Source organism: Cupriavidus sp. GW823-FHT06D04, from assembly GCF_058795055.1.
Genome location: NZ_JBXAHL010000003.1, coordinates 199,324 through 213,630 on the forward strand (window position 1 = coordinate 199,324; position 14,307 = coordinate 213,630).

The window sequence follows — 14,307 nt, forward strand, 5'->3', positions numbered from 1 at the left end:
TGTGGTTGCCAACCATCGCCTCCTGCCGGCGCCGCACCCAGCCTTGGCGGCAGAAAACGTGCTTGCTAGACTGCCTTACGCATGCCTGGGCGGGCCTGCAGCAGCGCAGCGTCCACCCGCCATGGGCCGCGCAAACAGGCAGGGAGAAGCCAATGAGCAACGACAACAAGCCTGGCGGCACATTGACGCGGCGCGATTTCCTCCAGACTGCCGGGGTTGGCACCATGGCATTGGGTCTTGGCGCAGGCGCGGATGCCAAGGATGCCCCTGCCGGGGCAAGCGACGCGGCCCAGGCCACCGGGAGCCCGGCATCGGGACCGTACAACATCCTGTTTATCCTTGTTGACCAGGAACGCTACTTCCGACCTGGCGAGTTGCCCAAGGGCTATGGCCTGCCTGCACATGAACGCTTGATGAAGCGCGGTACGACCTTTTTGACATCCTTATACGATCTTGCGCAACTGCATGTGCATGCTTTCAATGGCGTTGGTCGTGTAGATGATCCTGCGTACTTCGGGCGGGTAGACGAAGAACGGGATGACCTGTTCCCATTGGCGGCGCCACATGTCGGCCACCGTGGGGAATTTCCGGCCCCAGTCGCTGGCGGCGAACGCCTGCAGCGCGCCGGCGGCGGCGTCGGCCGTGGCAGCCTGGTAAATCGGCTTGAGCGCGGCCGCCAGGCCCTTGCGGTCCTTCCAGCTCGCCAGGTTCAGCGAGTTGCGGATCAGGTGGACGATACAGGTCTGGATTTGTGCGCCCGGGTAGACGGCCTCGATCGCCTGGGGGAAGCCACGCAGGCCGTCGACGACGGCGACCAGGATGTCGTCCAGGCCGCGGTTCTTCAACTCGTTGAAGACCTTGAGCCAGAACTTGGCGCCCTCGGTTTGCTCGATCCACAGCCCGAGCACCTCCTTGCGCCCGTCGGCGCGGATACCCAAGGCCAGGTAGACGGCCTTGTTCCTGACGGTGCCTTCGTCGCGGATCTTCAGGCGCAGCGCGTCGAAGTAGACGATGGGGTACATCGCCTCCAGCGGGCGCTGCTGCCATTGGTCGACCTCGGCCAGCACTTCGTCGGTGATGGTGGAAATCAGGTCAGGCGAGACCTGCAGCCCATACAGTTCCTGCAAATGGCCCTGAATCTCACGCACGCTCATCCCGCGTGCATACATGCTGATTACGTGGTCGTCGAAGCCGGACAGCCGGCGTTGCAGACTCACCTTGAAACTTTGGCCCGGTAGTGGTTACGCGGACAAGCTGGCGAAGTACCGGGACTACGTGTCGCAGCGCATGAAGTTCTGGGCGGTGCTGCTGTTCTGTATCGCGGTTCCGTCGGAAATTCCCGGTTATCTGTTCGGCTCCATGCATTACCCCTTCCGCAAATTCCTGGCCGCGATGGCGATTGCCGAAGCGGGCTATGCATTTGGTATCGTCGTCGCCGGGGAAAGCCTGGCAATCGATCGGCCCTTACCTTTTCTTATCGCCGTCGGCATCCTGGCGGTCGTCGCGGTGCTGGCGGGCCTGGTGCTGCGTGCGGTCAGGAAGCACAAGTCGGGCGGCCTGCAGCGGCGCTGAACGGGGCCGCCAGGGGTCTGCGGGAGACCACTTTCGCCCCATGGCCGGTCAACCGACGTTTGTGCCGAATCGGTCATGCAAGTCCGTTCCCAACGCTGCTGGAACCGCCGATTACTAGCGTAAGATAAATTCTCAAGCGTGCATTTCCGGGGCTCGCTCTCTCCAGGAGAAGACATGCGACTAGCTGACTTCATCTTGCGGGATACAGGCCGCATTGTGGCGGCGTGGGAGGAGTTTGCGACCACCCTGCTGCCAGCCGCAAGAAACATGGACTCCCTCGCGCTGCGTGACCACGCACCGCAGATCTTGCAAGCCGTGGCGAAGGATTTGTTGACCCCGCAAACGAGGGAAGCTCAACGCGAAAAATCCATGGGACAGGCTCCCAAGCTACTCGGTGCGCCGGAGACCGCTGCACAAACGCACGCCCTCCTGCGGGCGCGCGGTGGCTTCAACATCAATCAACTGGTCGCTGAGTACCTGGCGCTGCGCGCCAGCGTGCTGCGTTTGTGGATTGACGAATGTCAGCCGGCCGCCCCTTATCTGGACGACGTGATGCGGTTCAACGAGGCTATCGATCAGGCAGTCGCGGAATCCGTGGCATTTTTCCATTCGCAGGTAGAGCAGGCTCGCGACCTGTTGCTCGGCATGGTTGGGCACGATATGCGCAGCCCACTGCAGACCATCCAGACGACCGCCTCATATCTGGCGGCGCTGAACGCTGGGGAGAAGGTATCGGAAGCTGCAGCCCGACTGATTCGAAGTGGTTCCCGCATGAATTCTCTTCTGGATGATCTGTGCGATTTCAACCGAACGAAACTCGGCTTGGGCATCAACATCACGCCTTACGACGTCGATCTGGCTGAATTGGTCGCCGATACCGTGGACCAGTTGCGTGCAGCTCATCCGACCCGCCGCATCGAGCTTGAGGTGAAGGGCAACGTGCAGGGTATTTGGGACGGCCTGCGCCTGCAGCAACTGCTTTCCAATCTGGTGCTTAACGCGATAAGGTACGGCGCGCCGGACGAGCCGGTCTGCGTTGCAGTCACCGGCCATGACGCGGAAGTCAGTCTCGAGGTCAGGAACAGTGGTCCCGCCATTGACCCGCTGTCGCTGGAGCGCCTTTTTGATCCGTTGAGGAGAGGCCCGGATCAGGAGAACAAAAATGCGGACGGCCTCGGACTCGGGCTGTACATAGTGAGCGAGATTACCAAGGCCCATCAGGGATCGATCGAGGCGCGCTCCGACCAGACAGGGACCACGTTTGACGTGCGTCTGCCGCGTCGCACGTAACGGGCGCGGGCAGCCTGTTCTCTATTGCCGACAGCTGGATTGACCGCATCACCAACTCCCGTTCACCGCCTCACCCCCTGCTTTCCCGCCTGAAGCGCGTCGGCGCATGCCCGGTCCAGCGCTGGAACGCCCGCCGAAACGCTTCCTCGCTGGCAAAGCCAAGCTGCTCCGCGATTCTTCCTACCGACCAGTTGGTCGTGCACAGGCATTGTTCCGCGTACTCTTGCAGGCTGTGTTCGCGCAGTACCCGGTAGCTGCTGCCGTCGGCAGCGAGACGGCGGCGCAGGGTCGGCTCGCTCACATCAAAGCGCATGGCCAGCTCAGCCAGCGTCGGCAGCCGCGCGCCATGCACCAGCGCTGCGTGCAGGATGCCGTGCACCTGCTGGCTCACTGATACGACCTCGACCGGCGCGCCGATCAGGCGGTAAGGAAAATCTTCCAGGAAGGCGTCGAGCTCCGCGGCCTGGCGCACGACCGGCCGGTCGAGCAAGGCCTCATCGAATTCGAAGCCGTAGGTCTGGGCGCCAGACGTCACCGCGGCATGGAACAAGCCCAGGAAAGGCATGGCGTCCTCGCGCCGGGGATGCGCCAGGTAGACGTGGGTCGGGCGCAGCGGCTGGCCGACCAGCCAGCCGAACAGCAGCATATAGAAGAAGAGCCCGGTCAGGTCCACCAGGCAAGCCGCGGAGGAGTTCGCACGCCGCAGCGAATCCATGCGGAACACCGCCTGCCCTGCGCATTGCCCGAGGCTGAGCGCCCCGGCGCGCGGATACAGCATCGCGCAGAAGTCGGCCGCGCAGCGGATCGCCTCCCTCAGCGTCTGGCTGCTCAATACGCAACGGCACAACAAGTCCACTTCCTGCTTGCGCATCGGGGGGTGGCCGTTGCCTTTGGCGACCAGGGCTTCCAGCCGCTCGATCGCGGCGCGATAGAGCGCGGTGAACCGGGCCGCCGGCGCATGCCCGGATGCGCCGGCGGCAGGTGGAACCTCGACGCCCTGCCGCTTCAGTTCGTCCAGCAGGCGCTGCACCATGCCGTGCGGAACAGGTACGGGATTCCCCGGTATGTGGGCATTCATGGTCGCTGGTTCTGATTGCTTCGGTAGCGATGGTTGATCGTTCGGGTGGGGACTCGGTGCGGCCTGGCCTCCCATAATCATCCCGGCACTTCCACCCGCGCGACAGCTTGCGCACGGCCTGGGCGATGGAGGTTGCCATGCCCTGAACACCATGCCTATACGGGACAACCCATGACCGCGCTTCTCTCCCGCAAACCCCCGGCTCCGGCATCGCAGCCCTGCTGCCCTGCCTGCGCCGCTTGAGACACACCATGATCCACATCCTCGATGAAATCGTGCTCGCGCCCGGGCACCTGCCCACTGTGCTGAGCCTGCTGGAAAGCCAGTACCTGCCCGGCAGCGCCGCCAGGGGCCTGGCGCTGCTGCAGCGCTGCGTGTCGCCGCCCGTGGCGCTGGAAGATGCACCCAATACGTTGTGGCTGCTGTGGCAAGTGGCGGATGCGCCGGCTTACTACGCCATGCGCGCCAGCATCGATGCCCCGGTGCTCGCCTTCTGGTCGACAGTCGACACGCTGTGTGAAGCGCGCCGCCGCCATGTGATGGCCGATGCGACAGCTACGCTGCCCCAGCGCAAGGAGCATTGCGATGCGGCTTGAGACAGCACAGGTGCGATTGCTCGCCGGCTTCTGCTCCGGGACGTGCACACAGGAGCAAGCCCTGCTTGCCCGCATTGAAACGCTGCCGGGCCTGAGCCATGTGGCGATTGGCAGGAACCTGGCGGGAAGCTGGGGCGCTGGCGACTACACGCTCGACCTTCTATTCGACCCGACTGCATCCGGCTCGCCCGGTCACGACATCGGCCTGGTTGCCGCGCTGGACGGCATGGCAGAGGTGGATAGCGTCGCCTATCGCCCGATCTCGGACGGACTGCGCGCCCCTCCACTGTGCCACGGGATCTGGCGCACGCTGATGTTCCGGCTCCGGCCTGAAGCGCCGGACTGGCAGGTCCGCGCACTTGAGCAAGACCTGCTGCGGATGCCCGAGTACATGCCCGGCATCCTCAACTGGCGGCTTGCCCGCGTCCTGTCGCCCGGCACCTGGACCCATGTCTGGCAGCAGGAGTTCGCCAGCACAGACGACCTGCTGGGCGAATACCTGATGCACCCCTTTCATTGGGGCCATGTCGACCGATGGTTCGACCCCGAGTTTCCCGAATGGACAGTCCAGGCGATCTCCCATGCCTTCTGCCCGCTCGCGACAAGCCTGATTGCCAACCACAACCGCACCGAGGAATACGCGCCATGACCGCACACAGAAAACTGACAGGAAAGATTGCGCTGGTAACCGGCGCCAGCCGCGGCATCGGTCGTGCCATCGCGCAGCGCTTCGCGGCGGAGGGCGCGCTGGTGGTTGCCACGGCACGGCGCGCAGGCGAGTCCGAAGACGAACCTGGCACGCTGGCTGAGACGGTTGGCCAGATCCGGCGGCAAGGGGGCAGTGCCATCGCGCTGGCGGCGGATCTCGAGGATCCCGCGCAACGCGACGACCTGGTGGCGCAGGCGGCAAGTGCTGCGGGCGGTCTCGACATCCTGGTCAACAATGCCGGCATGGCGGAATACAGCCGCATCGAATCGATGCCGCTGGAAATCTTCGACAGGACGGTCAAGCACTACCTGCGCATCCCCTTCGTGCTCAGCCGTGCAGCGATCCCGCTGATGCGCACGCGCGGCGCGGGGTGGATCCTGAACCTGGGCTCCGTCACCGCCCTGTCGCCTGCTCGCCCATATCAGGACTTTGACCGGGCTGGCGGGGTCACGGCCTACGCCGCGGTCAAGGCCGCCATCAACCGGTTCACCGAGGGCCTGGCAGCGGAACTGGAGGCCGACAATATCGCGGTCAATTCCGTAGCGCCGAGCACGGCGATCCGCACGCCAGGCAGCGAGCGCTATATCCCGGACGGCTATCCCACCGAGCCAGTGGAGTACCTGGTGGAAACGGCGCTTGCACTCTGCAGCGTGCCGGCCCGGCTGCGCACCGGCCACATCGCCCATAGCCTGCACTTCCCCCTGGCGCACGGGCTGAACGTCCGTACGCTTGATGGCCAGGGCATGCTGCCGCCGCCCGTGATTCCGTCCTGGGCACATCCTGGTTTGAACCACGAACTGTCCGCAAGGTGAGGCCATGGAGAAGAGCATGCGCGCTGTCGTCATTGATCGTACCGGCGGGCCCGACGTACTCAGGCTTGGAGACCTCCCGAGGCCGGAACCCGCTGCCGGCGAAGTCCTGGTCCGCGTGGCCTGTGCCGGCGTGAATCCCGCTGACTGGAAATGCCGCGAAGGCTATCTGAGCCACTTCATGCAGTACAGCTTCCCGTTCGTGATCGGCTTCGATGCCAGCGGCGTCGTGGCAGCGGTGGGAAGCGGCGTCAAGGACTTTGTCCCGGGACAACGCGTGTTCGCGCAGACCGCGGTCGGCGCAGGCAAGTGGGGTTCCTATGCCGAGTACGTTGCGGTCAGCCAGGATTGCGTGGTGCCGATTCCCGACAACCTGGGATTTGCCGAAGCCGCGGCCGTCCCCACCCCGGCGCTGGCCGCCTGGACGGGACTCTTCGACGAAGGCGGACTCAAGCCAGGCCAGACGGTGCTAGTCCATGGCGGTGCCGGCGCGGTCGGCACGTTTGCCGTGCAACTGGCAAAGGCGGCCGGGGCAACCGTCGCAGCCACCTGCAGCGCGGCACGCCGCGACGAACTAATGGCGCTCGGGTGCGACCTGGCAATCGACTACCGGGGCGACGACATCGCTGCCGCCATGCGGGCATGGGCGCCGGCTGGCGTCGACCTGGTATTGGACGCGGTTGGCTGCGGCACCCTGCCGAACGGCATGGACCTGCTCAGGCCCGGCGGCATCCTTGTCGCCATCCTGACGCTGGTCAGTGGCGACAACGGCCCGGATCCTGCCGCAGCCGCGCAGCGCGGCGTCCGCACCGCCGTGGCGTTCAGCAAGATGCCCAGCGGCGCGCGGCTGCGCGAGATCGCAGCGCTGCTCGGCAGCGGGCGCCTGCGACCGCCCCGCATCGAATGCCTGCCACTGGAGCAGGCCGGGCGCGCACTCGATCTGGTCCAGTCGGGCAAGGCGGCAAGCAAGCTGGTGCTGCGTATCGCCGAGCCAGCCAATGCTGGCGCATGACCATGACACCATCGAACGGAGTAAAGACAATGAAGAGCAAAGCTCTCCTGCTATGCACGCTTGCCGGTGCGGTGCTAGCCGTTTCACAGATCAACGCACCTTCCCTGGCCGCGATGACGCCTGACGAAGTCAAGCGCCTAGACGGTCCCCTCACGCCCATGGGCGCGGAACGGTCCGCCAACAAGGATGGCAGCATCCCCGCGTGGAGCGGCAAGTGGCAGGCCACGCCCGCAGGCCTGGCGTTCCGGCCGGGCGATGCATATCCCGACCCCTACGCGTCGGAACAACCGCTGGCAACGATCACGGCCCAGAACCTGGAGCAGTACCGTGCCCGCCTGAGCGACGGGCAGCTCGCCATGTTCAGGCTGTACCCGGCAACCTTCAAGATGGCGATCTATCCCAGCCATCGCGACTTTCGCTATGGCGATGCCGTCTACAAGGCGATCCAGCACCACGCCCCCGGCACGCAGCTGACGAGCGACGCGAACGGCCTCAAGGACTATCCGCCCACCGCGCCTTTTCCCGTTCCCAAGAATGGCCTGGAGCTGATGTGGAACCTTCGCTTCTCTTCCGCCATTGCCGAAGAGGCCGCCGTCTATGACCAGGCAGTCGTGTATCGCGACGGCAAGATCGCGTGGGGCAAGTGGAAATACGACATCTGGTCGCCGGTCAACGGCACCGCATTCGAAAAAGGCTCGCCCCTGATCAACCGGACTTTCGCCCGCGTTGAAACCGAACTGCCCTTACGCGAACGCGGCAATATCATCGTCTCCCACAATTTCTGGGATCGCGAAGGTTCGGATACGGCCAGGACCTGGCAATACAATCCCGGCACGCGCCGGGTCCGGCAGGCACCCGAGTTCGGCTTCGACCAGCCGCTCGGTCCGGGCGGCTTCCGCACCGTGGACGACGATCGCCTGTTCAATGGCTAGGTGAGCGCTACGACTGGAAGATTGTCGGCAAGCGGGAGATCTATATCCCCTACCACAACTACAAGCTGGCCGATCCCGCCGTCAAGTACGCCGAGCTGCTGGGCGCCAACCACGCGGCCCCCGACCTTGTCCGCTACGAACTGCACCGCGTCTGGGTGCTCGAAGCCAAATTGAAGCCAGGCTTCCGGCATCAATACGCGAAGCGCGTGCTGTACCTGGACGAGGACACCTGGATGGCCGTGCTTGCCGACAACTACGATGCCCGCGGCCAGTTGTGGCGGACCAATCTGCAATCGTCGCTTTTCGCCTACGATGCACGGCGCTATTACCCGGCGGTGGCGTTCTATCACGACCTCACCGCTGGCGCCTATCTGGCGGACCGGCTGACCAATGAAGGCAAGCCGGTACGCCTGAACAGCAGTCCGCAGTTCAGTGAAGCGTATTTCTCGCCCGATTCGATCCGGGGGGCGGGGCATTGACTCTCGCACCCATGCAGGCATCCGGATGACTGAGGGAGGATGCCTGCTGTTGGGGCTTGTGGTCGTGCATTGATTCCATCCCTGGATGTTCCCCATGCATAAGTGCTGGAGCTCGACTGCTCCAGTGGCTTGCGCAAGCGCTTGCCTCAGCGCGAGCTCGATTATCGCGTTCATGGGCGACGAGGCGGAAACCAGCGGCGTGACCCCTGCCCGAAGTCGCAGTACTCCCCTAAGCCCCGCCGTTACGGCGTGCCGCCCGACACATCGACCCGATACACCCGCCCGCTCGTCGTCGACGTGCCCGGATCGGCCAGCACGTACAGCGCCTGCCCGTCATCCACGCCAAAGGAGAACACACTGCCTGGGACAGTGACCTTCCAGTCGACCTGTTCGACGACAACGCCGTCGCGATACATGAAGCTCAGCAGCTTGCCCGTGCAAAGGTCGGTATAGAAGTACCGCCCCTGCAGCGCCGGACTGGCACTGCCCCGGTACACATAGCCGCCGACGATGGCACAAGCGCCCGCGTCATGGCCGTATTCGAAGACCGGCATAGTCAGCCCGGTCTTGTCGCACCCGGCCGCACCCACGCAGGCGGTGCCCTCGGTCCGGTTCCAGCCGTAGTTCAGGCCCGCGCTGGTGGCCGGCGCCACGTCGACTTCCTCGCGCTGGTCCTCGCCGACATCGGCGATATACAACAAGCCGGCGTCGAACGAGAACCGCCACGGGTTGCGCAGGCCGAGAGCCCAGATTTCGCCGCGGCTGCCGGACTGGCCGACGAACGGATTGCCGGCAGGCAAGCCGTAGCCGGACGCGCCGCTGACGTCGATGCGCAGCATCTTGCCGAGCAGCGTTCCCGGGTTCTGGGCGTTGCCCGAAGGATCGCCACTGCCGCCGCCGTCGCCCGTGCCGATATAGAGCATGCCCTCCGGGCCGAACGCGAGCTGGCCGCCGTTGTGGTTGGAGAAAGTGCCGTGCGGGATCGACAGCAGCACGGTGCCGGATGCATTGGCGATATCCGGATTCGCGGCCGACACGCTGTAGCGGGCGATGGTGATGGCGCCATTGGCGTCGGTGTAATAGACGTAGAAGCGGCCGTTGGTCCCATAGTTGGGATCGAACGCCATCGACAGCAGCCCGCGCTCGCCGTCGGTCGTCGTCAGCGCTGCGATATCGAGAAACGGTGTAGCGACCAATGTGCCGTTGCGCACGATCCGGATGCGGCCGGCCCGCTCGACCACGAACAGGCGCGAATCGCCGTGGGGCGCGGTCAGGAAGATAGGCGCTGATAACCCGCCGGCAACCTGCGTCAGCGACAACTGCACGGTTTCCGGCGAGCCGTAGGCCACGCTTGCCGAAGCACGGCCGCCCGCGGTCACCGCCACGGTCTGCGAAGGCGGCTGGGGCTTGAGGAGCGTGCTGCCCGTCAGCACGCTGGCGGCACTGATGGCGTAGCTGCCAGCAGCCAGGTTGGACAGCGTAGTCGACTGGGTCACGGTCTGGCGGAATTGGCCAGGCCCCGATACCGTGATGGCCGCCGACGTCCCGGACGGCAGGCCGGAGATGGAGAGCGTCAGCGTGCCGGTGCCGGTGCCCGTGGCGCTGTCACTACCCCCGCCGTCCCCGCCCCCTCCGCAGGCCGCGAGACCCAGGTAGCAGGCGATGAAGAAACGGCAAAGCGAATATCGAAGTGCTTCGGACATGGCGCGCTCCTGTCACGGCTCAGGCACAGCCTGCCATGCAAGAACCGGTCCACGGCCCTGGCACAAGTCCGGCCGGGCTTCCAGCGGCAGGCGCGCCTCGCCTTTGTAAAAGGTACTTCATGCGCGTGGCATCGGCGATACATGCGGGCGCCTGGATCAGCTATGGTGGCCGGATCCGCAAGCTTCCCCCGGCCAGCACTTCATCGGGAAACAGCGCATCCGTCGCCAGGGACGTCCAGTACTGCTCCGGCTTCTGACTCAGGCGGCCTGTGCCATGCCCGAGCGCGAGGCAAGGAAAGTCAGGAAGGCTGCGACGAGCAACAGCGCGGCGCTCGCCACGAACGTGGTCTGGTAGCCGCTGATGTCGAACAGCAGGCCGCCAAGGGTGGAGCCCAGTGCGATGGCCAGCTGAATCACGGCCACCATCGACCCGCCGACGGCTTCGGCGTTCTTCGGCATGGTCCGGGCGATCCAGCTCCACCAGCCAACCGGAGCCGCAGTAGCCGCCAGCCCCCAAAGACCCAACAGCGCCGCGACGGCTGCGACCAGCCGCCAAAGGGGATCAGCGCCAAGGCGATAACCGCCATCAACAGTGGGATGGAGATCAGGGTGCGGTACACCCCCCCGCTTCAGGAACATGACCAATGAGCGTGGTGCCGATGAAGCCTGCAACACCGATGGTCAGCAGAACGAGCGACAACGCGGACATGCTGACATGCGTCACGCCTTCAAGGAACGGCCGCACATACGTGAACAACGCGAACTGCCCCATGAAGAAGGCGCCGCAGGCAGTCATGCCGAGAGCCGCACCGCGGCTCTTGAACAGCCTGAGGACGTTGCCAGAGGCGGCTGCGCGCGATTCAGCCTGCATTGAAGGCAGGCAGGGATATCGTGGCGGATCGCTTCAACGCAGGGGTGCGGCTGGGCGACACCATCGACAAGGACATGATCGCCGTGCCCATCGGCCCCAGGCTGCGCGTGGCCGTGGTGGCCGCGCCGTCTTACTTCGCCGGGAATCCGGCTCGCAAGACACCACGTGATCTGCCAGCGCACCGCTGCATCAATCTCCGGTTTCCAACGCACGGAGGCTTGTCCGTCTGGGACTTCGAGCGCCGTGGCCGTCAATTGAAGGTGCGCGTCGACTGCCAGGTCGTTTTCAACACCACGCCGCATATCGTGATGGCCGCGCTTGAGGGGCTGGGCGTCGCCTTCCTCCCGGAAGAGGAATTCGCACCCCACGTCGAGGCAGGGCGGCTGGGACGCGTGCTGGAAGACTGGTGCCCTCCGTTTGGGGGCTACCACCTGTACTACCCCCGCCGCCGCCAGGCATCGCCAGCCTTTTCGCTGGTGGTGAACGCACTTCGCGTTGGCGGGTCGGCCCGCCGCTAGCGTCGAAGGGAGCGCGGCGGGCGACAGCCGGCTGCCAGGCCACAGTGAAACGACATGCATGCGATGCCGCGAGCGCTCCTGAATCCGCCTGACCGCCGGTCGCCGCGCGGGAGTAGCGGCTACAAGTCAACCGAAACAGGCCTTACACTTATCCAGGACCAGTCCCCCCATGAACCGGCCTCTATGCCAGGCCAAAGCTCGATCGGCGTGGACAGTCATGCTCGTCAGGTAGTCGGCCATTGCGGTCACCCACCCGCTCGCATCCCGTACTTGTGGCCATTGCTTCCGAGCCAAACCGCTCATTCCCAGGGCAAAGGAGAAGCCATGGAAGAGATCGCAAATACCACAGTCTTGTTCATCGCAGGCTTTGGCCCGATTGTTCGTGAAGCGGAGGCAAGCCGCAAGCTGTACAGCCAGACCTTCGGCATCCCCTTCAATGAGGAGAAAGGCGGTTACCTTCATACGGAGGCTCTGCAAGGAGCGAACAGCTTCGCCCTGTGGCCGCTTTCTGAGGCAGCTCAGTCCTGCTATGGCAGCGATTCGTGGCCTGGTGACGTTCCTATCCCGCAAGCCTGGATTGAGTTTGACGTTGATAACGTCGAAAGGGCTACGGCAGAGCTTGAATCACGAGGGTACCGAATGCTGGTCAGGAACAAGAAAGAGCCGTGGGGCCAGACCGTCAGTCGTTTCATCGGGCCGGAAGGGTTATTGGTAGGGATCACCTTTACCCCATCGATGCGAGAAGAGAAATAATGCTGGCCGCAATCAAGGCCGACGTTCCTTCCCATCGAGACGCGCGCAGGCAGTAATATGAGCGTTCCCTCCCTCCATTGGAAGTACCGTGATGCAAGTACTGGTTGACGCAGACGCCTGCCCGGTTGTCGTCAAGGAAATGTTGTATCGGGCCGCACAACGTGTCGAAGTGTGCGTCACGCTGGTTGCCAACCAGTACATGCGCACGCCGCCTTCGCGCTTTATCAAGGCACTGCAAGTGCCTGCGGGCTTCGACGTCGCCGATGACCGTATCGTCGAACTGGTGAGCAGCGGGGACCTCGTGATTACCGCGGACATCGTTCTTGCCGCCGCCGCCCTTGACAAGGGCGCCTATGTGCTCGACCCGCGAGGGAGCTGGTTTAGCCGTGAGAATATCCAGGAGCGCCTGACGATGCGCGAGGTGATGGAACAACTCCGCAGCTCGGGCGTGGATACCGGCGGACCGGCACCGTACGCTCCGCAGGATAGCAAGGCGTTCGCTGGCCAATTGGACCGCTTCCTGGCACGCCATGCGCCGCCAGGTGCCGTCGCCTGAGACTTGCTAGCCATAGCAACGCAGTAGTGGGGCCGGCGATGATCGTCTATTGCGCCGATGCCGCCGATGTCAGCCGTGCCGTGACGTTTGCCCGGTCTGGCGGCTATCTGGTGGCGGTGTGCAGCGGAGGCCATAACGTCGCCGGCTTGTCCGTCTGCGACGACGGCATCGTGATCGATCTGGCGCGCCTGAAACGGATCGAAATCGATCCGGTACACCGCATTGCGCGTGCGGGTGCAGGCCTGAGCCTGGGCGAATTCGACCGCGCAACCCAGTCGCACGGGCTGGCGACGACGATGGGGGTCAACAGCGATACTGGTATCGCCGGGCTGACGCTTGGCGGCGGCTTCGGCAGGCTAGGCCGCAAGCATGGCCTGGCATGCGATAACCTGATCGCGGCCGAGATCGTGCTGGCCGATGGCCGCATGCTCAGAGCCAGTGCCACCGAGAACGCGGACCTGTTATGCCTACGCGAACGCGCCTGGCGGCATGCCACTGCTGGTTTTGAAGCAGGTTGGCGGGGCGATCGCCCGGGTCCCGAGGACGGAGACACCCTACGTAAACCGCGATGCGCTCTACGACTGCTTCCCCATCTCGATCTGGGACGATCCGGCAGACGATGAAGCGAATGTACGGTGGGCGCGCGAAACGTGGGACGCTATCCGGCCGTTCTCGACGGGCGCGGTTTATGCGAATAATCTGGGCGGGGAGGGAGAGGACAGGGTACGGGCCGCCTATGGGGAAAACTACCAAAGGCTCGTCGAGATCAAGAACAAATACGACCCGGCCAACTTCTTTCGTCTGAACCAGAATGTCCGGCCCGGGCCGGTGCGCGGGCTCAACATCGAATCCACCGACATCTGACTCACGGCGCCGGCGATGCCAGCGGCTTCCCCTTCTCGACCACGTACACGCCAAGCACCCGCGTCGCCGTGCTACCGCTGTTGTGGGCGTCATGCACCACGCCGGCAGGCACTACGAACGATTCACCGGCCTTCACCGTGCGTGGCGACTGGCCGTCGATCAGGAGTTGCGCCTCGCCTTCCATAACGTAGCTGATCTCGTCTCCGGGATGCGTATGACGCCCGGCATAGGCGCCTGGCGCCACCTCCACGCGCGCGACCACGGCTTCGCGACCTGGCACGGATACGTCGGCCCGTCCGACCAAGGTGCGGGTCAGGCCCGAACTCTGCGCCAGCGCGCTAGCTGCCATCAATGCCACGGCGCCGAACATGGCCAAATGCTTGTAGTGCATGACGTCTCCTCGAAATTATTTCGGATTTTCGGAGATGGGTATCCCATCTAGTCCCAGCGGACTTTCATATACAGCGATTCGCTAACGTGATGCATGTCTTGGTCCCTGCGTCGGCCTGGCAGCGGCGAAGCCGTCAATTGCGGAGAGTCTTTTCGCCAAAGCCTTCATGGTATG

At 64.4% G+C, this 14,307-nt stretch carries 13 protein-coding genes and 5 pseudogenes; 13 read left to right on the forward strand and 5 right to left on the reverse strand.

The window, feature by feature from the left end:
- Positions 1-152: 152 nt before the first annotated feature.
- Positions 153-245, forward strand: a pseudogene (locus tag AC1Q7H_RS07005) (twin-arginine translocation signal domain-containing protein); the annotation flags it as partial.
- Positions 246-446: 201 nt separating this feature from the next.
- Here the strand turns inward: AC1Q7H_RS07005 and AC1Q7H_RS07010 are convergent.
- Positions 447-1,208: pseudogene (locus AC1Q7H_RS07010) on the reverse strand (IS256 family transposase); the annotation flags it as partial.
- A 79-nt stretch (positions 1,209-1,287) separates the two neighbouring features.
- On the opposite strand from AC1Q7H_RS07010, the gene AC1Q7H_RS07015 reads away from it, so the two are divergent.
- Both AC1Q7H_RS07015 and AC1Q7H_RS07020 read left to right on the forward strand, forming a co-directional pair.
- Positions 1,288-1,572 (forward strand): hypothetical protein, encoded by a 285-nt coding sequence (locus AC1Q7H_RS07015; protein ID WP_319609819.1) that lies wholly within the window; start codon positions 1,288-1,290, stop codon positions 1,570-1,572.
- Positions 1,573-1,746: 174 nt separating this feature from the next.
- A complete protein-coding gene (locus AC1Q7H_RS07020) occupies positions 1,747-2,862 on the forward strand; it encodes a sensor histidine kinase (RefSeq protein WP_013952035.1) in 1,116 nt (371 codons plus the stop codon).
- 70 nt (positions 2,863-2,932) lie between these two features.
- Here AC1Q7H_RS07020 and AC1Q7H_RS07025 read toward each other — a convergent pair whose 3' ends face one another.
- Entirely contained in the window at positions 2,933-3,940 is a 1,008-nt protein-coding gene (locus AC1Q7H_RS07025; protein WP_492381074.1) for an AraC family transcriptional regulator ligand-binding domain-containing protein, read from the reverse strand.
- Between the two features lie 251 nt (positions 3,941-4,191).
- Here AC1Q7H_RS07025 and AC1Q7H_RS07030 point away from each other — a divergent pair, with 251 nt between their 5' ends.
- The 5 genes and pseudogenes from AC1Q7H_RS07030 to AC1Q7H_RS07050 all read left to right on the forward strand — a co-directional run bounded on the left by AC1Q7H_RS07030 (position 4,192) and on the right by AC1Q7H_RS07050 (position 8,477).
- The gene (locus AC1Q7H_RS07030; RefSeq protein ID WP_013952033.1) at positions 4,192-4,536 is read left to right on the forward strand and encodes a hypothetical protein; all 345 of its coding nucleotides are present in this window, start codon (positions 4,192-4,194) and stop codon (positions 4,534-4,536) included.
- The gene (locus AC1Q7H_RS07035; protein WP_211979609.1) at positions 4,526-5,185 is read left to right on the forward strand and encodes a Dabb family protein; all 660 of its coding nucleotides are present in this window, start codon (positions 4,526-4,528) and stop codon (positions 5,183-5,185) included. The genes AC1Q7H_RS07030 and AC1Q7H_RS07035 overlap by 11 nt, the downstream gene beginning before the upstream one ends.
- Positions 5,182-6,057, forward strand: coding sequence for an SDR family NAD(P)-dependent oxidoreductase (locus AC1Q7H_RS07040; protein ID WP_013952031.1), 876 nt, complete (start codon positions 5,182-5,184; stop codon positions 6,055-6,057). The genes AC1Q7H_RS07035 and AC1Q7H_RS07040 overlap by 4 nt, the downstream gene beginning before the upstream one ends.
- A gap of 16 nt (positions 6,058-6,073) precedes the next feature.
- Positions 6,074-7,066: an NADP-dependent oxidoreductase gene (locus tag AC1Q7H_RS07045; RefSeq protein WP_041228527.1), complete on the forward strand. Its 993-nt coding sequence runs from the start codon at positions 6,074-6,076 to the stop codon at positions 7,064-7,066.
- A gap of 29 nt (positions 7,067-7,095) precedes the next feature.
- A pseudogene (locus AC1Q7H_RS07050) lies at positions 7,096-8,477 on the forward strand (DUF1329 domain-containing protein).
- A 242-nt stretch (positions 8,478-8,719) separates the two neighbouring features.
- Here the strand turns inward: AC1Q7H_RS07050 and AC1Q7H_RS07055 are convergent.
- Together AC1Q7H_RS07055 and AC1Q7H_RS07060 are read right to left on the reverse strand one after the other, a co-directional pair.
- Positions 8,720-10,180: a PQQ-dependent sugar dehydrogenase gene (locus tag AC1Q7H_RS07055; protein ID WP_492381075.1), complete on the reverse strand. Its 1,461-nt coding sequence runs from the start codon at positions 10,178-10,180 to the stop codon at positions 8,720-8,722.
- A 258-nt stretch (positions 10,181-10,438) separates the two neighbouring features.
- Positions 10,439-11,060 (reverse strand): annotated as a pseudogene (locus AC1Q7H_RS07060) (MFS transporter); the annotation flags it as partial.
- Positions 11,061-11,062: 2 nt separating this feature from the next.
- Here AC1Q7H_RS07060 and AC1Q7H_RS07065 point away from each other — a divergent pair.
- The 5 genes and pseudogenes from AC1Q7H_RS07065 to AC1Q7H_RS07085 all read left to right on the forward strand — a co-directional run.
- A pseudogene (locus AC1Q7H_RS07065) lies at positions 11,063-11,569 on the forward strand (LysR substrate-binding domain-containing protein); the annotation flags it as partial.
- 324 nt (positions 11,570-11,893) lie between these two features.
- Positions 11,894-12,322 (forward strand): VOC family protein, encoded by a 429-nt coding sequence (locus tag AC1Q7H_RS07070; protein WP_013952025.1) that lies wholly within the window; start codon positions 11,894-11,896, stop codon positions 12,320-12,322.
- Between the two features lie 91 nt (positions 12,323-12,413).
- On the forward strand, positions 12,414-12,878 hold the full coding sequence (locus AC1Q7H_RS07075; RefSeq protein ID WP_041228526.1) for a YaiI/YqxD family protein: 465 nt from the start codon (positions 12,414-12,416) through the stop codon (positions 12,876-12,878).
- 38 nt (positions 12,879-12,916) lie between these two features.
- Positions 12,917-13,501, forward strand: coding sequence for an FAD-binding oxidoreductase (locus tag AC1Q7H_RS07080; protein WP_492381076.1), 585 nt, complete (start codon positions 12,917-12,919; stop codon positions 13,499-13,501).
- Positions 13,383-13,742 carry a BBE domain-containing protein gene (locus AC1Q7H_RS07085; RefSeq protein WP_249678751.1) on the forward strand — a complete coding sequence of 120 codons (360 nt, stop codon included), beginning with the start codon at positions 13,383-13,385 and terminating at the stop codon, positions 13,740-13,742. The genes AC1Q7H_RS07080 and AC1Q7H_RS07085 overlap by 119 nt, the downstream gene beginning before the upstream one ends.
- Position 13,743: 1 nt before the next feature.
- Here the strand turns inward: AC1Q7H_RS07085 and AC1Q7H_RS07090 are convergent, their stop codons facing one another.
- The gene (locus AC1Q7H_RS07090) at positions 13,744-14,133 is read right to left on the reverse strand and encodes a cupin domain-containing protein (protein ID WP_211979606.1); all 390 of its coding nucleotides are present in this window, start codon (positions 14,131-14,133) and stop codon (positions 13,744-13,746) included.
- Positions 14,134-14,307 lie beyond the last annotated feature (174 nt).